The sequence below is a fragment of the Candidatus Nebulibacter yamunensis genome (assembly GCF_024208055.1).
GTDB classification, from domain to species: domain Bacteria; phylum Pseudomonadota; class Gammaproteobacteria; order Francisellales; family Francisellaceae; genus Caedibacter; species Caedibacter lacustris.
In genome coordinates this window covers 23,090-44,517 of the sequence record NZ_JAMBMW010000017.1, presented here as the reverse complement: position 1 = coordinate 44,517, position 21,428 = coordinate 23,090, and the positions used below count along the sequence as shown (strand labels likewise).

The window sequence follows — 21,428 nt, the reverse complement described above, 5'->3', positions numbered from 1 at the left end:
GTAAATCAAGGACTCAAACGCTTGTTTTACACTTAGTTACAAACTGTAATTAAAACGTAATTGTGTTAGCTCCCTGTTTAGCGGTATGCTAAATTGCGTAAACTAAATTGAAGGAGATTATTATGCGGTATTTAATAACACTGTTATCTTTAATAATTTTTTCTTGTTCTCAAGCAAATGTAGAGATGCCAGTCAAAATTGTCAGTCTTAAAGATAATATTTTAGCTTACGATGAAGTTTTAGCTAAAATGGAAAAATATAATATTCCTTTAAACGACGTAGTTCTTCTTTTTAATAGAATTATTTCCAGTAATCAAGATAACAATGGTTTAAGAGTGAAGTATGATTCCTTAGGAAATTTAACATTGTTTGTAAATGTAGACAAATTATTGGTAACAAACTTAGATGTCGATGATGAATGAAGGAGGATGTTAGAATGAATAAATTCAGAAATTGTTTTATATTATTTATCTCACTTTTGTTGCTATTGCTTCACGCAAATGCTAGTGCAAGAGCCTTGTATTTTTGTACTAATGATTTAGAATTATCAAAAAATGATCAGCGTATTCCTAACTATAAAATATCAGGTTACATAGAGCCTTTATTAAATTTAAATGACTCTTCTAATTCTATATTAAGACATTGCTTTATTTTACTTGGACGTGAAGACGATACAGGTAAGGTTCATATTAATCAATCTATTGGTTTTGGTAATCATGAGATAGTAAGTTTTAGCGAAGGACAGGCTGGATCAGAAAATTTTGATAATAAAAAGGGTGTTTCCTGTGCTAAAATTAAAGATTATGGTAAGGCTAAGACATGGAAACAAGATTGGTCACTAATAATTGATTACTTTGATAATGCTATAGACAAAGGATATAATATTCTACATACAAATTGTTGTAACGTTGCATATAATTCAGTCAAATCTCTTGAAGGAGTAAACTTGAAGGAAGTTAATGATTCTTCCTACAATATTAACTATGGTGTTGGAATATACCGAGAATACCCAAAATCTGGTGAATTAATAGGTCATACCAAAGATTTCAAAAATAAATACCCATCGGTTTGTAGTGTTATAGGATATACTGCTGCTTTTGCAGTTGTGGGAGCAGCAGCTTATGGGGTATACAAATATTGCAATCAACAAAAAGTGAAAGTGCAGTAACTTTATTTTATGCTATAATAGGTTTTAATTTTACCTTTACTTATGGTTATGTCTTATATTGAGCCTAACTTTTTCAGCTCACTTCAAACCGGTAGACGGGTGCTCGAAGCCAAGCATCTTTGGCTGGGTAATGACTCTCATATAGAAACCCCTACTCGATTAACTCCGGAGCTAATGCCTTTACCACAGGGGATGATTATTATCGGTAATGTCGATAATGTAGGACAAGCAAGCAATGCTTTACTTGATTTAAACACGGAAGTGACTCAATTAGGGGATGAGGTGACTTTACTTCAAAACATTTTAGGAAATATTCAGCAAACGATTACTACGCTATTTGATCAGCTTGCCAATCAACAGCTAACCTTAATGGGGGATATTCTTGCGACAGGTTTGATTTCCGGACCAATAGCTACCCGTTTTGCAGATAATCCTGTGTTTCATGGTCATAGTATTACTTTAGCGGGTGGGTCGGTTGAGGAAAGACCTTCTGATCCTACGGTTGGGATGTTACGATACTGTATCTAACTGTAGATTTTCTATAGCTTTTACTTCGATTTCTTGTTACAATTAGTTTCATAAATGGTTTTGAGGGGCTTATTGTGTCCGCAAAAGTTGAATTTTATGATGGTGCTGCTTGGGTACCGGTATTACTGGGTGCTTTACAAGGGACAAACAATCAAATTACGGTTACCCAAGACCCGGTAACCAAGATGTTTACGCTTGCGATTGCAGTCAATCCGGTATTGCCTGGTGATACGACGATTGACAGTACGGGTTTTCTTAGATTACCGGTAGGCAATAGCGCAGATCGACCAACTACACCACAGGCGGGCATGATTCGCTTTAACACTTCTCTATAAGGGATTATCGTGCAAGTTGAATATTACGATGGTGGCCAATGGGTGGGTTTATGTGCGCCAAGTGCTGCTGTTCCGATCACAACCGGTTTGGATTGGCGTAATGGCAATCAAAGAGGGTTTCGGTTAGGGCATTTAACGCAGCCTACGGATAACTTAGGGATGTTGCATTTAAGTATGTTGAGTTATCAGCAGGCTAACGAAAATTCAGGGTTGGTATCGACTCGGATTATGACGTTTAACGATAATAATAGTGAGGTGTTTGAGTTTTTAAAACCCGTTAAACTGACACAAGGGTTTAGCAGTAATTTCACGCTTGATTTAAATGGTAATCGGATTATCAATCTTGCTGACCCGTTAAATATCGGCGATGCGGTTAATTTGGGTTACATGAATCAGGCGATTGCAAATGCCTTTTCAAGTGCGACAACGATTACGTTAACGGGTGCAGTTTCAGGATCGGGTAGCGGCACGATTAGCACAACACTCACTACTCGATTAAATCAAGTATTGGTCCCGACTGGTACAGTAGATCTAAACAATCAGCGGATCACTAATCTAGCTAGTCCAACACTCAGTAATGATGCAACCAATAAAACCTATGTTGATAACCGAAGGCTTGATCAGCTATTAGCACCGACAAGCGCGATTAATATAAATCTTCAACGGATAACGAATGTAGCCAGCCCAAGCTCGAGTAGTGATGCGGCAACCAAAGCCTATGTTGATGCACAAGCTTCTAGTGGCACCCCTTATATTAACCAGTTACCGATTAACGGCGATGTGAATTTAGGCAGTTATGCTCTTGGGGCATTTAATCTAACAGCCGGTAATCAAGTCACGGCTTATCAGTTTGTAATTAACAATAGTAGTCTATTAAATGGCATTGGCTTAAAAATCAATGCAGTTTCGAGTAGAACAATCGAGTTTGGTTATAACAGTAACCTAAACGAAGCCTATGTGTGGACGGGTTCAGCGACTCCGATTAAATTGGGTACCAACGGCATTAAACGAATGGATATCTCGGCTACTACGGGTAAAACGACGATTTACGATGGAAGTTATCAGTTGTATTTTAGACCGGCTAGTAATTATTTAGATTTAAGGGGAAGTTATGTTTACAACTCAGCCACCTCTAGTATTATTGAAACGAATGCGTTAGGAGAAACTGCCGCGATTGTGATGAATGGTGATTATATGCAATTCATCACGCCGATGGATACATTAGGGTTTATTTTTACCGATGAGGATAATAATCCGCAAACTACTTATGTGTCGTATATTTCGAGTAGTGGTTCTTTGGTTATTTCTAGTTCAAAAGAACGCAAATACAGTATTTATAAGAAAACGCAAAAAGACTATTTGTCGCGTTTGAATCAGTTAGGCATTTACAGTTATGCGCTGAAAGTGCCGGTGCTAGAAGAGGACAATGTTGAACGTAAAACCCGTAAATATTTTAAAAACAAAGAACTACAATTAGGGGTGTTAGCGGAGGAAGTAGAAACGTTATTTGACAATGCCACGAATATTACCAAGTTAATCACGATCGATAAAAGATATAATAACAGCAAAGACTTTAATCAGTTGACCCAGAATTTCCAACCGGCTATCACCGATGAGGAATATATCGCTAAAAAGCAAGAGAATAAAGGTATTGGTGTTGATTATCAGCGGTTACTGTGCTATACCATTTTAGCGATGCAGGAATTAAGTCAACAAGTGGCGCTACTTGAGAAGCAAATTCAAGTCCAAAAACCTAACTAAGATGAAGACAATAAAGACAATAAAATAAAGTAAAAAAAAATAAGGAAGCGTTATGATAGTATCGGATAGAAATGCCTTAAAGTTAGTGTCGCAATTAAGTGTAGACAGTCAGTTTTGTAACCAGTATGGCACACAGATATTTGGGTATCGTGGTGAGGACAGTGACGAGTATCGCAAACTGTGTGTTCAGTATCAGGAAGTGATTGCTGATATGGAAAGGACGATTGCCTTAATCAAACCTAAAATACCGGTAGCCAAAGCTTAAATCATGACGGCTTATCCTTTTATCAAGCATCGCAATGCCTCGGTTAAGATGACTAATCTAGAAACCGTGATTATTGAGGCCCAGCAAACGTTAATAATAGACAGCTTACATGCGGTTAATACAACGATTGCGGCGGATGCAAAACTGCATTTAAGCGTGTATATGGTCAAAGTTGTTGGTGGAGAACGGGTGAAGATTCCTTTGATTCAGCGCCAACTTTTTGGTGCTAATCAGTCACGAGGTTTGCTCGAGCATGAAGTGCTCTATTTAGAAATCGGGGATGCACTCGTAGGGGTTACAGATTTTTCAGAGAACAGTATGGTGGTAACGGTTTCTTACCGTGAATTAAGCGTTGTTGACGACGTCAATTAAGGCAACTTAATGAAATTAAGCGATAAACAGCAAAAAGCGTTTGATAAAGCGCGTTATTTTTTTCGTTATGCGGCGTCTAGTCCAACGATTAAGGCTTTTCGTCAGAAAGTGATTGAAGATTATGGTTTTTATGATGGCACGGGACAGTGGGATAGGATACAGTTTGAGCGTTTACAGAAAAGCGGCTGCACTCCTCAGGTATTTAATGTAATTAAGCCGCATATTAATAGTTTAACGAGTGTGGACGTGCAAACGCGTTTTCGGATAGCCTTTCGTAGTCATTCAGGGAAGCCAGAGGAAGATTTATTGGCTAAAGCGGTGACGCACTTAGCCTACAGTATACAAGAAAACCAGGATATGACCTATCGATCAACGGCGAAATTTATGGATGTGTTGATTACCGGTATTGGCTGGAGTAATGTGTATCGTGACCCTCACTTGAGGGAAATCCAATACGAACAGGTACATCCGTTAGATGTTTTGTTTGATCCGGATGATTTAAGTTGTCAGTTGACTGAATCGGAGTTTGTGATTCGGATGCGTTGGGTACCGTTATCGCAGGTTGAGAAGTTGTGGCCACAACACAAAGCGTATTTTGAATCGCGTTTTGATGAGTATACCTCAGACAGTCACCGGGATATTTCTCCGGAAATACAACAACGACGTGAAGTTGAATTAGACAGTTTTTATTTAGGTGAAGGGTATGGTCGACGTATTCGAGTGATTGAAGTGCAATATCGTGAACCGAAAATGAGTTTTCAAGGAATCGATCAAAACGGGCATTATTTTGCAACGTTTAATGAAGAAGAAGCCGGTGCTTTAGTTGTCGATGCAGAAAGTGTAGAGCAGAAAAAAGCCACTGAGATTATGCGTGTACTGTTTTGTGACGACCGTTTACTTGAATACGCCCCACTGCATCCGTCGTTACCGGATTTGCCTGATTTTACGTACATTCCGTGTATCTGGTCACGGCGTTGTTCGGATGCGGTACCTGATGGTTGGTTGTCGTCTATGAAGCCAGTACAAAGACAGTACAATGCTTTGCAGACTAAACTGTTGTATATGTTGAATTCGACACGGGCGATTTACGAACAGGGGGCATTTAATAATAAGACGCCTGAAGAAATCGAAGCGATGTTAAGAGACCCAGCAGCGGCAATAGAAGTTATGCCGGGTACGCGTTTTGATTTACATCCTAACAGTCAGATATCAAGCGGGTATTTTAGCCTGTTAGAAAAAACGGTGGAAGATATTCAGCGGGTTTCCGGTTATTATGATGAAGCGTTAGGTAAGCAAACCAACGCACAAAGTGGGGTAGCGATTAAAGCGCGTCAAGTCAATTCGGTTCGAGGACAGGCTATTGCGTTTGATAATTTGAAGTTAATGAAAAAAAGAGAAGCAAGGATGATGCTTAACCTCATTCAAAGTAGCGGGGAGCAGTTTATTGAATCGCGGATTTTGAATGAGGAAGAAAAAGACAGTATTTTATTGAATGTGGTAAAAGAGATTGATGGTCAACGGGTTATTTTAAATAACATTCGCACTTTACCGTTATCGATTTATGTGGAAGAAGTGCCGGATTTTGAAAGCCCTTCACAGGAACAACAAGCGACTCTTGAAGCCTTGCTGGCTAACCCTAATGCGATGATGATTCTTCAATCACCTCAGTTGTTAAAACGATTGGGTGTAAGGGATTATCAGGATGTTGCGCGGGATTTTCAAGCGTTGCAACAGCAACAGACGCAGCAAGATTTACCGCCAAGACCGGCACAAGCCGCTTAACCTAAATTAAGTATAAAAACGGTAAAAAGTATAAAAAGTAAGGAGGTTTTATGAATGGGCAACCAACACCCTTAAGCGAAATTTTAGATTTTAGCACACTGAATGCTGAATCTACGCAAACGGATACTGAGTTAGGTAGCGAGGATAAATTACTTAAGGCAACGACAAGCGTTGAGGATTCGGAAAAGGAAAAACAGCAAAAACAGCAAATAGGTCAAAATATAGCATCAGGCAAAGAAGATAAAACTAGCCAAAAAGAGTATGCGGATGCAGATGATGCCACTAAAGCCAATACAAATGAAATCACAGCAGATAAACAATTAGCCGAACTTCAAAATAAGCATAAACAAGCGATTAAATGGAATAATCAGCTGTCACGTAAAATGAAGGTGTTAGAACAGAAATTGGCTGAGTATGTTGATGGTGGTATATTAACCGGATCGGAAGCCGAAGATTTACAGGTGCATATTGAGCATGAGCATCCGTATGAAGAAGAAACGGGTCATTATAGCACCTTATCGAAATACGCTAAAGTCTGGGACAGTGAAATAGATAATTTGCGTAAATATACGGATGACAAAGAGATTGATCGTAAAATTTTAGCGTTTCAGCATTTACTTAAAACCGCGACGGAAGCTGAGTTGAACCCTTTGTTTGAAGCGTTTGAGCAAGTCCAATTTGACCCTGTGGCGCTTACCCGAGCGATGCTTAAAGCGGGTGAAGAGTATGATCAGAATGTTTATAAAGATTTATTGGATAAAGGGGGGCTTAAGAATCTCACCAAGCATTATCAAAAAGCCTTATTAGACAAGCAAAAACAAATTGACAAACTTGAGAAAGAATTGTTACAATTTAAAGACAATAGTGATTATATTTCAAGCGGTGTGTACCGGCTACCGGATCGTGCACAGCAAGGTACTAAACTTGATAACAGTATTGGTTCTCTGCTGAATCAGGCACTTGCAGGTAGGTAATCACAGCCAGTTGTCGCGTGAGCTAACTCCGACCCTCGTGAGCATGAGAAAGCAAGTGGTTTGCGTTAACAGCTGAAGCGTTGAGTTCAAAGACGCAAGCGTTTTACTCTAAGGACGCCAGGGTTGATCCCTCCTACCCTTAAAAGTGAAAGCAGCTCCTACCCTTTGAGATCGATGGACATAAAGATGCTAAGCCGGTGAATTGAGTAGCGTGGTTGTGTGCATTTTCAGTTTATAGATTTTAAAGTTAAAAAATATAGGAGTAATTATGTCTTTCAATCCCTCTTTACCTAACCATTATGATATTGGGTTAGAAGATACTAAACTACGTGATCAGTTTTTCAAAGAATATATCGGTTTAACCAATTTATCGGGTTTCATGGGAAACTCTGATACGTCAGCGATTCACCTGGCAGAATTGCAAACGGGTGCTGGTGCTTCTTACGTTTTCTCGCTGTTGCGTGAACTTGAATTAGGTTACAGTGTCGGTGAGTTTGAACAGTTGCAGGGTAATGAACAAGATATCAATATCTACGCACAGACCGTAACCACTAAAAGAGAACGTAATGCGGTGAAACTGCAATCACCGGATATTGTTCGTCAACGCTCACCGTTAAAAATTTACGAAGCATTGCAACCGGCTATTTTACGTTTACAACGTAGGAAACTGGTGGATGATATTTTGCGTGAAATGACTGTTAAACTGTATAATAGTGCTAGCGGTGGTGACGGACCGTTGATAGACCGTGTGTTATTTGGTGGTAAAAGTTATCAAGCCAGCATTTATGCCGGTTGTAATGCAATGAATGCCGCTAGCTTTGAGGTGGATTCCCACACTAAGGATGGGTTATCAGTGGAGCATATTCGTAAACTGCATCGTTATGCGCGTATGGGGGGTACAACCGTTAATCGTGAAACACCGTTAACACCGGTACAGTTGAAAACGCGTAAAGGTTTCCCCGTTGAAAACTATATGTATTTGATTGACCCAGAAAGCTATTCATCTTTAGCTAAAGATCCTGCTTGGGCGGTGTATTTTGATTCAGCACGTAAGCAGGTTGAAGATATGCCAAACGGGTTAGATGGTGCCCGTTACCGGGGTCAAATTGAAGGGGTGATGATTTACGAGTGTCATGAATTGGCGAATTTCCGGGTGAATACGAGCAACAGTAAAGTGGCTGCGTGGAATCTATTACTAGGTGGTAACGCCTTAGGCTTAGTGTGGTCATCTCGACCCCAAATCATCACTGAAACCTGGGATTATCAGGATAATATTGGTGTGGGCGTTAAAGAATACCGTGGACAAGCGGCGTTAAAATTTCCTAGTAGGCAAAATCCTACCGTCACTATTGAGACCGGTATTATTCACTCATTTGTGCGTATTAGTTAAGGAGTGGTGTGATGATTGTACGTTATATAGAAGTGGATCACAGCGACCCAAATGCGGTGATTGACACATCAAAACATAAAGGTTCGGATAAACAGCTGATTGTATTTGATATTCATTTACATCAAACATTTACACCAAATGCGGATGTAAATAGTTTTTACCCGTTAATTAAGCATTTCTCAGGCGGTAAAATTTTAGAAATTCAAAACGTTAAAATCCGTACGTCAAATGATTTTGATTTACCTTATACAGATTTTCAGTTTTATTTGCGTAATGATCGTGAAGTACGTTTGTATGTTCCACCGGAAAAGTCGATACCCGCCAACTCACATATTATTATCACCTTGATTATGGGTGTATAAGCATGATTGTGCGTTATATTCAAGCCACTAAATCATCGGTTGATCTACCGGTGAATAGTGCTGAAACAACAGGATCCGATAAAAAACTGATGGTAGTTGATATTACCTGTAGCCAGGCACTTATGCCAAATGCCACTACCCTATACCCACTTTACCACTTAGCTTCTGGTGGTAAAATTCTGGCAATTCAAAGTATACAAATGTTTGTGTTGAATGCAACTCTCTTTAATTCAAAAGTACAGTTTTATATTGAGCAAGGGCATACAATTAAAATAGGGTTAGATGAAACGGCTACCACTTTACCAGTCGATACGCGTTTTGTGTTGAGTCTGATTATTGGGGTATGATATGAATGTCAGGGATATTTTAATCCAAGCGGCATCGCAAAGTGTTGGGGAGGTTCCGACTGAGGAAGAACTTCAGCTGTACTTAGGGTACTTGAATCAAGCCCATTTTGAGTTATATCATTTTACGGCATTGATTAATCCCTTGGTGAATCGGTTACATCAAACGGTTGATGTAGTTGACGGTAAGTCTGTTGATGTGATTGAGTTATTTTAAATTACCGATGTCTATTTAGTGGAAAAAAATATTCCGTTAAAACCAACGAGTTTCAATAGCATTGTTAAAAAAGACCCGGCACTTAAAGCCACGGGGACGCCGGAATACTGGTTTATCTTAAATCTTCTATTGTATTGTTATCCACGCAAAACCTTAGCGGTTGGTGTCTGGGGGATTGAGCGACCGGTTCCTTTGAACTTACAGGATACAACAGCCGATATTCCGTATGAGCCATCGTATCAACCGCTGCTAATCGACGGCACCAGCCTGTTAATGTATCAAAATGATACGGGTATGAAAAACAGTATTGAATTAAAAACCACCTATGAGCGTTGGCATCAAGGCATGCGCCGATTTCATGCGTTTCTAAGTTCAATTTACCAAGGACCCTTTTCTACTATATCGAGTTATCAGAGGGTGTGGTAATGTTTAAGTCTAGCCAATATGATGTGATTGAGGTACCGGTTCCCGTTAAAGGGATGAACCAGCATATTTCACCAGAATTGCTACCGGTAACACAAAGTTATTGGTTGGAGAATATCCTCCCCACACCGCTAGGTCAAGGGCAGGTCCGTTATGGGTGTAACAAATTACCGAATATTACTTTGCCGCAGGATGCGCAAATACAGGAGATGTTTTATTTTAGTTATGTTAATCATTCTACTTCTTTTACTCCTTCTACTCCTTTTATTGATCGGCCTAAACCGCAAGATCAGCTACTTTTGTATGTACAACATTACCTAAAGGATGAGAGTATCGTTTCACCGGTTATGTCTGAAAATGGTGTTACTTTTAGCTCACAACATGCATCCTATTTTATTCCAGGCACCCCGCTTAAATTAATTTACCGCAAAGGGAATAGCCAGCACATAGCTTACTTGGAGATTAGGGAGACATCGGTTGAAGCTCAAACCGTCACGTTGACGGTTGATAGCAATACAGCGTCACTGACTAACGCTACTATCGAAGAAATACATTACCCTCGCGGTAGTATTTATCTTTATGATCTAACAACACAACAGTTGAACACCACACCTTTAAAAGAAAATTTAGCGATACATACGCTTCCACGAGCGATATTTTTTCAGAATAAACTTATTGTATGTAATGGAGTCGACCGTTTATTGAGTTGGGATGGAGTAAACTTAGCGGAAATTTACGACTTTGTGGCTGAAAATACGCTCTTATTAACCAAAGAAGACGTTCATCGTTTTAGTTGTGTTATTAATACGCTCTCTTTTTTTGTGCTGGATAAGTATTTTCCGGATCAGCAAATACAACTGATGATTGATAATCAAACGTATACTTTAACCATTGATCAAGTTAGCTTTAATGAAGGGGATAAAAAACTCACCCTAACGACAGTAGAAGTGTTACCGGAATTTACGGTTAATATGCGTCTGTTTTACAAAGATTACCCGCCTAGATTTAGTTATCTTCATGTCCACAAAGATCGTATTTACGCATTATCCGAAGGGGCGGTTAATTCAAGCTATCGTAGTCAACCATTGTATGTTTATTTTACTTATCGAGAATTATCGATTAATAACTGGGTGGATGAAACGACTAAACAAACGCCGTTTATTGATCTATCGTATACCCACCAAGAATATGATCAAATAGAAGCCATTCAATCGTTGAAAGATCAAATTCTTTTTATTGGGCGCCGTAAAACGCAAATTTGGCACGGCACCTATCCATTAGATAAAACTCAGTTTTACTGGAAAAGTACAATTCATGCCGGTGTTGTTCATGGCAATTTAGTCACTTCGGTTAGCAACCATCTGTTGTTTGTTTCCCCTAGCGGTTTAGTTTCACTGGGTGCGCAAGAAGGGATTTCAACAACACAAGCCGGTCTTTTAGCTAATACGCAAGCCCAGTTAAACAATGTACCACAGCTGGACCCATTAATTGAGCAATATTTAAAAAGCCTTGATAATCCGATTGCTTACCGTCAATGCCGTGCCTTTCGATATGAAGATGGTCCGTTTATGGGGTTTAAAATCGGTGAGCATGAGACGTTAATCAATTTAATCAATACCGAGATACCCAGCTGGAGCGTATTGAGTGGGCTTTTTAAACAGGCAAGTAGCTTTTGCGCTATCCATCAACAGCTTTTTATTAGCAAAGCTAATCAGGTTTATTACTATGCCGATGGTCGAAAAAGCCGAAAAAACACAGCGTTTACCGATGATGGTGAAGCGATTCATTTTCACTGGAGTTTACCCATCATTCAAGACGCTGTTAAACGTTTTAGTTGTCAACGTTATGAAGTGAATATGACGAATCCTGAGATCACGCCAAACCCAGCCAATAGCTTTGAGTTAACGGTTTATGGTGATAGGCCGAAGGCGTTTGAAGTTCGTTCAACGTATCCAATGGATAGTGCCAGCAGTCATAATCTACCGGCTGTTGCTGGCATTGATGATGGTATTGCCGTCAACCGCCCCTATGCCGCATTTAAAGCGCGCATGAAGTTTGTTGCGGTAAAATTCTGGGGGCAGTTATCGGGTTTTGTCACGCAAGGCCCTGTCCTGATTAAAAGTGTTAAGTTTTTAGGGCGGAGGGAACGGTAACGATGAGTGTAAGTGATAAAGTCAAGAAAAATCTACAAGACCCAAGTTATGTATCTACTTTAATATATCCGGCGCAAGAACTTCCTTCAAAACTCGACGATGAAACTAAGTTGGCTTTAGTTGAAGCGGCGAAATTAGGTGCGGCAGCGTCAAAAAAGCGATTAGGCATAAAAACCCGACACTATGAGACGGATAATCTTCCCTCTGCGGTGGAAGCTGATGCTATGATGTCGCCTTTAGAGCGCGCATATATGATGGTTTGGGGTTATTCTGTTGGAAGGCAATTCGACAAAGAACTGAGAGACAATGGTTATTATGCTATATCACGCATAGATGACTACACCAATAAATGGGCTAAACAATACGAAAGTAAACCTAAAAAGGAACCGGAGATGACCGCTACCTCTACAAAAATCACTAATCCAACACCACCTAACTTCGATTCGTTAGGTGCGCAAGAACTCATTGATGTTATTGACGAAGTGGCAGGCACAAAAACAGTTACCGTTACGGACGCCAGTGGTAAGAAAAAACGGGTTGTTTCGAGGTTGCCGCGTACGGAAAAAGAAGAGCAATACTATCAGCAAGCGCAAGGTTTAATTGGTAATGCTTTAAAAAATCTAAGTGAGCTATTTAAAAATAAACCCGAAACGGTAGTTGAGTTTAAGCCTGTTATCGATACCTTTGCTCGTTTGAATGAAGAACGAGTGAACGATTTAGCTAAACGACCCGGGCTGGAAGGTATTAATCAATATGTGAATGAATTTAGAGATTATCAGCGTAACATTCTTAATGATGTGTTTTCACAGCATAGAATGCAGCAAGAAAGCCAACTGGCTCAAAGCGGGCATTACAATAGCACGGCAGGGCAAGCGCATAGGGCGTACATGGCTAAACAAGAAGCATTAGCTCGTCAACAAGCGGATATTAATGCGCGCACGTATGGTGAAGATATTATGGCTAAACGTCAGCAAAACTTTGACACCGATTACGCGGCAAGAGAACGCGCTAGAAACTCGCAGCTTGAACAATCATTACAGCAATACACTTTGGCTCAACAGCAAAAGCTTGATTTAGAGCGTAATAAAGAACAGCAAATCAAAGCTCAATTAAATCAATTGCAAACGGGATACGCATTGACCGGTCAAGACTTGCAAAATGCTATGAACTCTAAATCAGCGGAATTAGGGCTCGGTCATTCTCAAGGGATGGCTAATTCAGCCTTCCAACAAGCGACATTGAACAATCAGCTAAAACAAAATCAATTTCAGAATGAATTAAGCTTGCAGAATCGAATGAACGATATATTTAGCCTTTTGGTCAATCAAAATCAAGCAAGAAACGCTGCTGAGCAAACTCGGGTAACTTCTTCGGCAAATGCTCAAGCAGGGCAAAATACTGGTACAACGTTCGGTTATGAAAAACCGTTTAGTAAGTAATTAAGGTAGGTAAACGATGATCGGCGGATTAAGTGATTTTTATTTAGACAATCAAACAAAAAGACGCAAAGATGAGTTTGAGGACAGCCGTACTAAAAAATTAGGTTTAGGGCGTTTAAAAAACCAAGATCAATTTGAAAAAAGTATCTTTGACAATAAAGCTAAACAACTAGCCTATGAGGGCACGCTCGATAAGCTTAGAGCGATTAACGAGTATGCAATGCAAGAAAACGCCCGCATTAACGCGGAAAAACTCTATGATGAAGAGACTAGAAGAATGGTATCACCCTACATAGAAAAAGTCGGAGAGTTGAATCCTAATGATCGCAGGGCTTTTTGGTATAAGTTAAATGATCGTATGCGCGAGAAATCTGGTAATCACTCTTTTTTACATAGTGTTAGCGATGACGGATTAACGGCTACCTTTTATGAGAATGGCCGACCTTACACCGTAGACGTAACAAGAGATTTTGATGATGGTAGTGGCGCATTAGGTGCAATTGCTAATAAAAACTTAGATTACGGTTTACGTAAAGATGAATTAGCGGTTAAACAGCAAAACGCCAATACAAAAGAATTGCAAACCATTTGGGGCCGCGATATTAATCAACAACGTATTGATCAAAGAGATAGATTGTACAACCCACAAGGTCAGTTTGATCGCAGTTATGCTTCCACCTCAGGTAAAACACAAGCTGCCGCCATGGATAAGCTTGACGATAATATGCTTAAAATTAATCAAGGATTGCGTACACTGGACATTATGGAAGATATCGCGCATAAGCATCCAGATATTTTTCAAAGTCAATTAATGAATCTTTGGTATAACAAAGAACCTTCTGTTTTTGGTAATGCGCTTCGTCAGGCATCTATCAAGCTTGCACCAGAAAAAGTCAAAGCCATCACTGAGCTTAACAAGTATATTAATGAACTCGTTATCGATAAAGCCGCATTATTTGCAAGACCAAATATGTATATTGAAAAAGTAGGTGCTGCTTCTGTGCCAAACTGGATGCAAAGCCAAGAAGGGTTTTTAAGCGTGCTTCACAATATGAGGCAAGGTATGCAATACACCAATGACTTTGCGCAAAATAAGCGACAAGCCTACACACAAAATTCACCCGTTGGACAGATATACCCCGATGCTCCAAAACCCATCTCTTCACCTAATACAAATAATACCGAGACAGGTATCAGATTAAAAGACCCTGAAACTGGTGAGGAAGGTGTGTTTTCGAAAAAAGACGCCCAAGAATTGATACGTAAAGGAGCAATGCTGGTATGAGTTTATTTGAGGGTTATCAGCGGCTGGATGACAAAAAATCCGGAACACAAAAACAAAATCAATCTAAACTATTCGAAGGGTATCAACGCTTAGACTTACAGAATGAGACATCAGAAACCAGTCAACAAAACCTCGATGAAGGATTTTGGATGGATTTTGCTAAAACAGTTTTACGAGATGGCGTCAAACCTGCTTTAAAAGGATTAGCCGCTATACCTGATTTTGCTGTAGCTTTAGGTAATGTAGGGTTAACTGCTGTAAACAAAGCTACAGGCGCCGATATCCCATTAGGTGATTACCCGTCTGATTATATCAGCAAAGGAGTAGACTACGCCACAGGTGGATTGTCTAAAGGTGATCCGGGTGTGATCGGAAAAGGAATCGAATTTGCTACAGGAATGGCTGGTGGCGGCGCTGTAGCTAAGACTTTAACGGCAGGCAGTAAAGTAGCTCCTTGGTTAGGCAGTACTAAAGCTGGTGATGTTGCTACTGCCGGTGCTATGGGGGCTACTACTAAACTTGCGGAAGATGCTGGGGCTGATCCTTTAACAGCCGCTGGGGTAGGGTTGTTAGGACCACTTGGCGTACAAAAAGCAGCTGTCAAAGCCTACGAGAAAACAGTTCCTGCTTTACCAATAATGAGTCAACAAGCTAAACATTTTAACCTAGAAGCTTACGATGCCGCGCAAAGGGAGGGTATTCAATTACCTCTTGCCGCGGCAGATAAAAGCCCGTTCACAAAAGTCTCGGATACCGCGGGAAAGCATTCGATTGTGGCGGCTAATATGCTTGAAAAAGAAAATGAACAGGTGAAGCAATCTTTTAAAAATGCACTTGAGCGTAATTTAGATAAAACGAGTCGGAAAAATACTTTAGAAAATCAGAAATTAAGAGATCTACTCTATAAGGATAGTAAAGGTATCTTAACGGATAAAGATGTCATACAACCAACAGAAACTTTGAAAAGCTTCGAAGCTGCTAAGCAGTCACTTACAGAAAATGCACTAACGCCAACAAAAAAAGAAAAAGAGTATATTCAACAGTTAGATAAGTTACAAAACTCCTTGCTGGGGGTAAAAGTATCGCAATTGTTGGGTAAAGACGGGCAATCGATTAACCTAGCCGATTACAAGCGTTTACAATCTCAAGGAGATGTCCCTGTTAAAAAACTGATTGAACAAAAGCAAAGGCTTAACAATCAGATTAATAAGTTGCCTCAAGATGAATGGGCGTTGAAAGATGAATTAATCAAAGTACGCGACGCTTTGAAATCCGATATCGATACGTATGCACAAAACAATCCCGCATTTGGTGAAAAATGGAGCCAAGCAGAAAAGTTACATGCTGAAATGGCTAAACGTCAAGATCTGAACGATATGTTGAAGCTGAAAGAACAACTCCATCCTGAGATTGATTTTGACCCAAAAAAAGTTGCGGAAAATTATCTTAATGTGCGTAACGATAAGCAGTTTATAAAGTTAATAGGTGGAAAAGAGAATCTTAAGCATTTTGATGATATTGCCACAGCAGCGCAAAGTTTACCGCATAGTAACGTATCTAATTTAGCTAAAAATATGAAGATTATGGCTTTATTAGGCACCGGTGCTTCCGCTATCACAGGGTTGTTAGTTGGAGGAGCTGGCGCGGCCACGGGTATTGCTGGGTCTCTCGCTGGGGTTCTTGCTATCGATTATGGAGTAGGCAAGTACCTCACTAATCCACAAGCGTTAGCTAAAATAGCACAATACGCGCGTAAACCCACACCTGAAAACGCTAAAATTGTTAATAACACATTTAAGAAAGAATTCGGTGAATCAGTTGATCAGGTGAATACTAAATTTGCTAACTTCATCAATCAACTCAGTGATAGTGACAAAGCTAAACTTGGGTTAGTAGCCACTCAGGCAGTAGCTAAAAATCAAGAAGATAAAGGGTACAACAAGGTATGATTAAACGGGCTACTCACCGCTTACTTTCACTTTTTTCACTTTTTTTTACTTTTTTTATGGCACTGATTTTACCGGCTTATGCTTTTGATTATGCCTATTTCAGCTATTTACAAAGTGGCTTTGAGTATTTGTGTAAATTCTGTAACAAGGATAAAAGTAAAGCCGAAGACAAGGATACAATCAACACTAACCAGCAGTGTAATAACCAAAACAGTTATACCAGTCAATCAAACCCTACTCATTATTGTGTCAATTATTGTGATCCTAAGCAGTTGATCCTGAATGAATCGGTAAATAATCAGCAACAAAATCAAACTGATAACAGTACACACACTCAGATAGAGAATAGCCAAGCCCACTCTTCGGAGATAACGGATAACACTAGCCCAGAACCCCCTGAAACCAAAAGACCTCACGCTATCCACTCCCCCTACTTCGGTTTACTGATTGGTTATGAAAGATGGATCACCTCTCACTATGCTCTTGGATTAGAAACCGCTCTTAATCTCCCTTATCAAATCGCTCTATATGATAGTCATAAATATCAGCAATGGTCAATTCCTTTTAGAGTAACCCATCGCTATCAATTCGATAACGGATTCAGTGTGTTGGGTAAGTATGGGTTGAGTTTGAATCAGTTGAGTGGGCATCAAACAAAAACACGGCATTTTGCACAGATCATCGGTGTCGGTGGAGGGTATTCACTCAGTAACTTTACGGTCAATCTCGAGTATCATTATGTTTTAAATCCCGCTAAACTCGATAACATTCGTTCAACTCAAAATCAAGTCAATATAGGCATTGTTTACAGTATTCCCTTTTAGAGGAGACCTATTAATCTTTTAATTTGTCGACTACCCCCTGGTTGTAAGCTGTTAAGGCTTCATAACATGCTTTAGCTCGAGACACATCTTCATTTAAATCATTCATATAGAGGTACAAATTACGTATAGTTGTTTTACCCGCTTCATCAACATAAATAAAGTTTGTGTTGTCGGTATCACAATAACGCAGTACGGATAGGTTATAAGTCGCAACACTTTTAGCTTCCTCATTATTAATGGTATGCTGTTTAAAACTGAACACAGAGCAACCTGTCGTTAACAAAACCACACTCACTAACAGGATGATGTTAAAAGCGTTCATAATTTCCTAAGTACTCCAAGTTACCGTTTTTCTCGTAAATACAACTAATACCGTTATTCTGTTCGCATATGGTTTTGATATCGATTTTAGTTAATGGCGTTTGATTGTTTAATAAATAATGGTTGTTCATAAAAGTCTTACCTATTAGGTCAAGCTTTTGTGATAACATAGTGTTATTGTTAAGAGCGGCTTCTTGCAAAAGAAGCTTGTTATTTTGGTTTTGTTCAACTTGAGCACTTAACGTAAAATAGGATTTACCTAAATACACCGTAACAGGTAGCACAATCAGTAGCACAAGAAGTAAGATAATAATTGATGCGTTTTTAAGGGCGTCCATTAAAAAACTAAGTGTTAGAGATTCAATGTTTTATTGTATCAGAAATGTATCAGAATGTCTTGGTATAAAAGAGGAGTGAATAAAGTTTACGCGTTATATACGGATTGACGATGTGCAATTTTAATTACTAAAATCGTTAATTGGGTGTTTTTAACTTCATATATAACTCTATATGGGTCAATTCGTATTCGGTATGTTGAATCGTGACCTGAAAGCTTTTTGCATTTTTCAAACGATTTTGGGTTTTCAGCTAACGCCTCTAATTTGTCTATTATTTTTCTTTGCAGGACTTTACTCAAGAGTCTAAGCTCCTTTGCAGCTGATTTTTTATACGTAATAACATATTTCACAGATCAAGCTCTTTTTTCAACTCGACATGAGTTAAGGTTTCTTGACTGTCATAGTTAGATTTTAAATAATCCAATATGTCGCTTATATCTTCCAATTCTTCATCACTTGTTGAATGGCGTAGAGCAAAAGTATCAGAATTTCTAATTTCATTTTCAAAAAAGCTTTTAATATCCTCTTGAGAGATTATTCTGCTCGCTGTTCTTGAGTTTAGCCAAGGAAGTTCGCTATGAGTCATATTTCTTAGCTGCCAAGCGCCGTATCTTCCGTAAACAAAGTAAGCAAAGTCAATAATCTGTTGCTCTTCGTCGGAAAGTTTATCAACAAGTTGATCATTATTAGGGTAAAGAGTAAGGGGATTTCTTCCTTTTTCAAAGTCACTATAAACACTTACTACAACAGGACCGTGATTCCACGCATGTATTTTTTCATCAAACAAACATTTTCCGCTGAGTGCTAAATAAAGACCTTGCGCATAATACAATAATTTTTGAAGTTTTAACTGGGTAATGTGTTCGTCTGATTCTTCTTGGTAGTCTCTTTGCAACAAGAAAGCCGCAACACTTTTTGCTTTGCTGCACAGTTCCATATTATCTCCTTTTTAAAATTTATTTGAGTGTTGTAATGTATATTGGTCGGGATGTTTTTATTCGATTCCATGTTCAGATTTAACCTTTAAAATAGAAACACTGAAATCACTCTCAATAGCTTGCCTATCTTTTTTAACTTGAAAGCTGTATGGTTCATATACTCCATACTTACGAGCATAATAATGAATATCTAAATCTTTATTTTGGTATTTAAAATGCGATAGGTCAAATAAACTACCCAACCCTTCAATAAAAGACTTTGTTGTTGATGAAAGTTTCATTTGAATGCCCCTTAAAAAGTTGTTTAACTTAGGTGAAGTATATACAAGAAAGAATAGAACGTAAAGGCACTTACATTTTAACGCTTTCTACCTATACGCTACCTTTTATGATTTTAGGTTTTTAGTGTTAGGTGCACAAAGCCTTGATTTATATGGTAGCTACGACTGGACTTGAACCATTTACCCCAGCACGATCATAGCGTTGGTCTTTTAAAATATCCCACATGATTATACCATCACTGATGCCTTTCATTTCATTTAGCATTTTGTTAACATCGGTCTTAGTAAGATATAAAGCATCTTGATCATTTTGTGGGTAACCTGGTTTGCCTACTTCAAATCCAAATGAGAGTTTGCCTTTAAGGTGATATTTAGCGGGTTTAATGATGCCACTTGCATCAACAATTTCTTGACGTGGTGTATCAGACTTAAGCCAGTTTTTATATTCATTCATATAAAAACTCACTTGTCCTACAAGGTCAGTTTTTCCAATATATTGCCCATCCTTTTTAGAGAGGTCATAACTCATAACTGCCATCGAATCGAGCATATTAGCTGTATCAATGTCTTTGTGTGCAAGCTCATACATCAAACCTTTTAAATTGCCATGATACCAAGGTGCGCCAACGTCATAAGTGGTATTTGGGTCCAAGCCCCATTTACTCATCATAATTGGTGTAGCACCAACAGCAGGTAAAGCAGCGGAAAGTTTTAAATTAGGATCAATCAATTCAATATAGTGATGAATTGTTTTAATGATGTCCCCAAATTTGGTAACTGTATCAGGCATAATCCCTGGACTACCTAGGCTGATACTTCCACCTTCAGTATAGGCGTAATCTTTACCGAAGTTATCAATTAATACATTGTAAGGGATGTCTTGATTTGGATATTCTTTTGCTAATTGATTAGCTGAGTAACTATCAGGAACTTTCCATGTATGACTATTTAAATCTGCATGCCAAAACTCTTCGTAATCCAGATCGATTCCGGCGGCACCTAAATCATAGGTAAGTTTAACCAGATTTTCATAAGCTAATTGTGCCTGCGTTCTTGTAGCTTTGTCATCAAAGCGAGCAGCAACCTCTGGATTAGGGAAGGTGTCATATGTCGCATCTTTTGGACCACAATCACCAGAAAGTCCCATAGCTCTTAGACTTTTAGGGTATAAAACAGGATCACAACTAAAGTTCCAGCCACCAACTGCAAGATAAGTATCTACACCTAAGTCATGCAATTGTTTTATATATGATTTCAATGTTGTAAAGTCAATTTTAGCTGCGGGGTTATTATGTTGTTCTTGAATCTTTTGCACGTCGGCTCGATCACAAAAATAACCGAACAACCCAGTACAAGCAAGACTATATGATTGATAATTCATTAAGCTGGGTTGCACAAATGATAAAACAAGCTTATTGAAGTTAGTTCCTTTTTCCATTTTGATACTGTCAATAAGCGTTTTTAAGGCATTTAAATCAGCATAAGTTTGTCCTTTACTATCGCTTAAGTAGTAGGCAGTAACTTCAGGTGAATAAGTTTTTATATTATCTGCGTAAATTATTCCAGTTAAACTTACGGTGATTAAAGTGCTAAAGTATTTTATTTTTGACATGGCAAAATTCCTATTTTTTGTACTAATAAATAATTCATTGTTGATGGTTTACAATACTTCATTACAAACTAACTCTACTGTTCTGGTATGAATTGGCAAAGTAGTTTGCTGTGAGGTATGGAAATACGTGCTAGCTTATCCATCACATAAAGTGTGAAAAATCATAATATAAAGTTGGTAAATCCTTTAGTAGATAAAATCGCTTTTTGTGTAAGATAGTTGCTACTTTATGTTAAGAAATAATCCATTAATTAAGTAAAATAAATATCTTATATTGGTTTGAATTAATAGAGCATAATGTAGTATTTACATTTTATTATTGTGTGCTGGATCTCTGGAAAAATGATTGATAACAGGTATATACTTA

Annotated in this window: 25 protein-coding genes; 19 read left to right on the top strand and 6 right to left on the bottom strand. The window is 38.8% G+C overall.

Annotated elements, in window-relative coordinates; genetic code table 11:
* The first annotated feature begins 122 nt into the window (after window positions 1-122).
* The 19 genes from M1V25_RS07985 to M1V25_RS07895 all read left to right on the top strand — a co-directional run bounded on the left by M1V25_RS07985 (window position 123) and on the right by M1V25_RS07895 (window position 17,571).
* A complete protein-coding gene (locus M1V25_RS07985; protein WP_498842948.1) occupies window positions 123-422 on the top strand; it encodes a hypothetical protein in 300 nt (99 codons plus the stop codon).
* Window positions 423-436: 14 nt separating this feature from the next.
* Complete coding sequence (locus tag M1V25_RS07980; protein ID WP_498842947.1) at window positions 437-1,168, top strand: hypothetical protein; 732 nt, start codon at window positions 437-439, stop codon at window positions 1,166-1,168.
* 48 nt (window positions 1,169-1,216) lie between these two features.
* Entirely contained in the window at window positions 1,217-1,696 is a 480-nt protein-coding gene (locus M1V25_RS07975) for a hypothetical protein (RefSeq protein ID WP_498842946.1), read from the top strand.
* A 74-nt stretch (window positions 1,697-1,770) separates the two neighbouring features.
* On the top strand, window positions 1,771-2,031 hold the full coding sequence (locus M1V25_RS07970) for a hypothetical protein (RefSeq protein WP_498842945.1): 261 nt from the start codon (window positions 1,771-1,773) through the stop codon (window positions 2,029-2,031).
* A 9-nt stretch (window positions 2,032-2,040) separates the two neighbouring features.
* Window positions 2,041-3,792 carry a hypothetical protein gene (locus tag M1V25_RS07965; protein WP_498842944.1) on the top strand — a complete coding sequence of 584 codons (1,752 nt, stop codon included), beginning with the start codon at window positions 2,041-2,043 and terminating at the stop codon, window positions 3,790-3,792.
* Between the two features lie 52 nt (window positions 3,793-3,844).
* The gene (locus M1V25_RS07960; RefSeq protein WP_498842943.1) at window positions 3,845-4,057 is read left to right on the top strand and encodes a hypothetical protein; all 213 of its coding nucleotides are present in this window, start codon (window positions 3,845-3,847) and stop codon (window positions 4,055-4,057) included.
* 3 nt (window positions 4,058-4,060) lie between these two features.
* Window positions 4,061-4,429 carry a hypothetical protein gene (locus M1V25_RS07955; protein WP_498842942.1) on the top strand — a complete coding sequence of 123 codons (369 nt, stop codon included), beginning with the start codon at window positions 4,061-4,063 and terminating at the stop codon, window positions 4,427-4,429.
* Window positions 4,430-4,438: 9 nt separating this feature from the next.
* Window positions 4,439-6,211, top strand: a complete 1,773-nt coding sequence (locus tag M1V25_RS07950; protein WP_498842941.1) for a portal protein — start codon at window positions 4,439-4,441, stop codon at window positions 6,209-6,211.
* Window positions 6,212-6,261: 50 nt separating this feature from the next.
* Window positions 6,262-7,185, top strand: a complete 924-nt coding sequence (locus M1V25_RS07945) for a hypothetical protein (protein ID WP_498842940.1) — start codon at window positions 6,262-6,264, stop codon at window positions 7,183-7,185.
* A gap of 268 nt (window positions 7,186-7,453) precedes the next feature.
* Entirely contained in the window at window positions 7,454-8,575 is a 1,122-nt protein-coding gene (locus M1V25_RS07940) for a phage capsid family protein (RefSeq protein WP_498842939.1), read from the top strand.
* An 11-nt stretch (window positions 8,576-8,586) separates the two neighbouring features.
* The gene (locus tag M1V25_RS07935) at window positions 8,587-8,937 is read left to right on the top strand and encodes a hypothetical protein (protein WP_498842938.1); all 351 of its coding nucleotides are present in this window, start codon (window positions 8,587-8,589) and stop codon (window positions 8,935-8,937) included.
* Between the two features lie 2 nt (window positions 8,938-8,939).
* A complete protein-coding gene (locus tag M1V25_RS07930; RefSeq protein WP_498842937.1) occupies window positions 8,940-9,284 on the top strand; it encodes a hypothetical protein in 345 nt (114 codons plus the stop codon).
* Window position 9,285: 1 nt separating this feature from the next.
* Window positions 9,286-9,498, top strand: coding sequence for a hypothetical protein (locus tag M1V25_RS07925; protein WP_498842936.1), 213 nt, complete (start codon window positions 9,286-9,288; stop codon window positions 9,496-9,498).
* A gap of 18 nt (window positions 9,499-9,516) precedes the next feature.
* Window positions 9,517-9,924, top strand: a complete 408-nt coding sequence (locus tag M1V25_RS07920) for a hypothetical protein (RefSeq protein ID WP_498842935.1) — start codon at window positions 9,517-9,519, stop codon at window positions 9,922-9,924.
* Window positions 9,924-12,074 carry a hypothetical protein gene (locus M1V25_RS07915; protein ID WP_498842934.1) on the top strand — a complete coding sequence of 717 codons (2,151 nt, stop codon included), beginning with the start codon at window positions 9,924-9,926 and terminating at the stop codon, window positions 12,072-12,074. The genes M1V25_RS07920 and M1V25_RS07915 overlap by 1 nt, the downstream gene beginning before the upstream one ends.
* 2 nt (window positions 12,075-12,076) lie before the next feature.
* Window positions 12,077-13,513: a hypothetical protein gene (locus M1V25_RS07910; RefSeq protein ID WP_498842933.1), complete on the top strand. Its 1,437-nt coding sequence runs from the start codon at window positions 12,077-12,079 to the stop codon at window positions 13,511-13,513.
* A gap of 16 nt (window positions 13,514-13,529) precedes the next feature.
* Entirely contained in the window at window positions 13,530-14,798 is a 1,269-nt protein-coding gene (locus M1V25_RS07905) for a hypothetical protein (protein WP_498842932.1), read from the top strand.
* The gene (locus M1V25_RS07900; RefSeq protein WP_498842931.1) at window positions 14,795-16,747 is read left to right on the top strand and encodes a hypothetical protein; all 1,953 of its coding nucleotides are present in this window, start codon (window positions 14,795-14,797) and stop codon (window positions 16,745-16,747) included. Before M1V25_RS07905 ends, M1V25_RS07900 begins: the two co-directional genes overlap by 4 nt.
* Complete coding sequence (locus M1V25_RS07895) at window positions 16,744-17,571, top strand: hypothetical protein (RefSeq protein ID WP_498842930.1); 828 nt, start codon at window positions 16,744-16,746, stop codon at window positions 17,569-17,571. Before M1V25_RS07900 ends, M1V25_RS07895 begins: the two co-directional genes overlap by 4 nt.
* A gap of 10 nt (window positions 17,572-17,581) precedes the next feature.
* Here the strand turns inward: M1V25_RS07895 and M1V25_RS07890 are convergent, their stop codons facing one another.
* The 6 genes from M1V25_RS07890 to M1V25_RS07865 all read right to left on the bottom strand — a co-directional run bounded on the left by M1V25_RS07890 (window position 17,582) and on the right by M1V25_RS07865 (window position 21,061).
* Window positions 17,582-17,893, bottom strand: coding sequence for a hypothetical protein (locus M1V25_RS07890; RefSeq protein ID WP_498842929.1), 312 nt, complete (start codon window positions 17,891-17,893; stop codon window positions 17,582-17,584).
* A complete protein-coding gene (locus M1V25_RS07885) occupies window positions 17,880-18,230 on the bottom strand; it encodes a hypothetical protein (RefSeq protein ID WP_498842928.1) in 351 nt (116 codons plus the stop codon). The genes M1V25_RS07890 and M1V25_RS07885 overlap by 14 nt, the downstream gene beginning before the upstream one ends.
* Window positions 18,231-18,316: 86 nt before the next feature.
* Window positions 18,317-18,580 (bottom strand): type II toxin-antitoxin system RelE family toxin, encoded by a 264-nt coding sequence (locus M1V25_RS07880; protein ID WP_498842927.1) that lies wholly within the window; start codon window positions 18,578-18,580, stop codon window positions 18,317-18,319.
* On the bottom strand, window positions 18,577-19,167 hold the full coding sequence (locus tag M1V25_RS07875; protein ID WP_498842926.1) for a Panacea domain-containing protein: 591 nt from the start codon (window positions 19,165-19,167) through the stop codon (window positions 18,577-18,579). Before M1V25_RS07875 ends, M1V25_RS07880 begins: the two co-directional genes overlap by 4 nt.
* A 57-nt stretch (window positions 19,168-19,224) precedes the next feature.
* Window positions 19,225-19,449, bottom strand: a complete 225-nt coding sequence (locus tag M1V25_RS07870; RefSeq protein ID WP_498842925.1) for a hypothetical protein — start codon at window positions 19,447-19,449, stop codon at window positions 19,225-19,227.
* A 148-nt stretch (window positions 19,450-19,597) separates the two neighbouring features.
* Window positions 19,598-21,061 carry a hypothetical protein gene (locus tag M1V25_RS07865; protein WP_498842924.1) on the bottom strand — a complete coding sequence of 488 codons (1,464 nt, stop codon included), beginning with the start codon at window positions 21,059-21,061 and terminating at the stop codon, window positions 19,598-19,600.
* Window positions 21,062-21,428 lie beyond the last annotated feature (367 nt).

Excerpts from the sequence above, each read along its gene's own strand:
- M1V25_RS07915 (WP_498842934.1), top strand. The coding sequence starts at position 9,924 with ATGTTTAAGTCTAGCCAATATGATGTGATTGAGGTACCGGTTCCCGTT.
- M1V25_RS07910 (WP_498842933.1), top strand. The coding sequence starts at position 12,077 with ATGAGTGTAAGTGATAAAGTCAAGAAAAATCTACAAGACCCAAGTTAT.
- M1V25_RS07905 (WP_498842932.1), top strand. The coding sequence starts at position 13,530 with ATGATCGGCGGATTAAGTGATTTTTATTTAGACAATCAAACAAAAAGA.
- M1V25_RS07940 (WP_498842939.1), top strand. The coding sequence starts at position 7,454 with ATGTCTTTCAATCCCTCTTTACCTAACCATTATGATATTGGGTTAGAA.
- M1V25_RS07925 (WP_498842936.1), top strand. The coding sequence starts at position 9,286 with ATGAATGTCAGGGATATTTTAATCCAAGCGGCATCGCAAAGTGTTGGG.
- M1V25_RS07885 (WP_498842928.1), bottom strand. The coding sequence starts at position 18,230 with ATGGACGCCCTTAAAAACGCATCAATTATTATCTTACTTCTTGTGCTA.
- M1V25_RS07875 (WP_498842926.1), bottom strand. The coding sequence starts at position 19,167 with ATGGAACTGTGCAGCAAAGCAAAAAGTGTTGCGGCTTTCTTGTTGCAA.
- M1V25_RS07890 (WP_498842929.1), bottom strand. The coding sequence starts at position 17,893 with ATGAACGCTTTTAACATCATCCTGTTAGTGAGTGTGGTTTTGTTAACG.
- M1V25_RS07900 (WP_498842931.1), top strand. The coding sequence starts at position 14,795 with ATGAGTTTATTTGAGGGTTATCAGCGGCTGGATGACAAAAAATCCGGA.
- M1V25_RS07950 (WP_498842941.1), top strand. The coding sequence starts at position 4,439 with ATGAAATTAAGCGATAAACAGCAAAAAGCGTTTGATAAAGCGCGTTAT.
- M1V25_RS07865 (WP_498842924.1), bottom strand. The coding sequence starts at position 21,061 with ATGTCAAAAATAAAATACTTTAGCACTTTAATCACCGTAAGTTTAACT.
- M1V25_RS07945 (WP_498842940.1), top strand. The coding sequence starts at position 6,262 with ATGAATGGGCAACCAACACCCTTAAGCGAAATTTTAGATTTTAGCACA.
- M1V25_RS07870 (WP_498842925.1), bottom strand. The coding sequence starts at position 19,449 with ATGAAACTTTCATCAACAACAAAGTCTTTTATTGAAGGGTTGGGTAGT.
- M1V25_RS07935 (WP_498842938.1), top strand. The coding sequence starts at position 8,587 with ATGATTGTACGTTATATAGAAGTGGATCACAGCGACCCAAATGCGGTG.
- M1V25_RS07930 (WP_498842937.1), top strand. The coding sequence starts at position 8,940 with ATGATTGTGCGTTATATTCAAGCCACTAAATCATCGGTTGATCTACCG.
- M1V25_RS07975 (WP_498842946.1), top strand. The coding sequence starts at position 1,217 with ATGTCTTATATTGAGCCTAACTTTTTCAGCTCACTTCAAACCGGTAGA.
- M1V25_RS07985 (WP_498842948.1), top strand. The coding sequence starts at position 123 with ATGCGGTATTTAATAACACTGTTATCTTTAATAATTTTTTCTTGTTCT.
- M1V25_RS07980 (WP_498842947.1), top strand. The coding sequence starts at position 437 with ATGAATAAATTCAGAAATTGTTTTATATTATTTATCTCACTTTTGTTG.
- M1V25_RS07895 (WP_498842930.1), top strand. The coding sequence starts at position 16,744 with ATGATTAAACGGGCTACTCACCGCTTACTTTCACTTTTTTCACTTTTT.
- M1V25_RS07960 (WP_498842943.1), top strand. The coding sequence starts at position 3,845 with ATGATAGTATCGGATAGAAATGCCTTAAAGTTAGTGTCGCAATTAAGT.
- M1V25_RS07955 (WP_498842942.1), top strand. The coding sequence starts at position 4,061 with ATGACGGCTTATCCTTTTATCAAGCATCGCAATGCCTCGGTTAAGATG.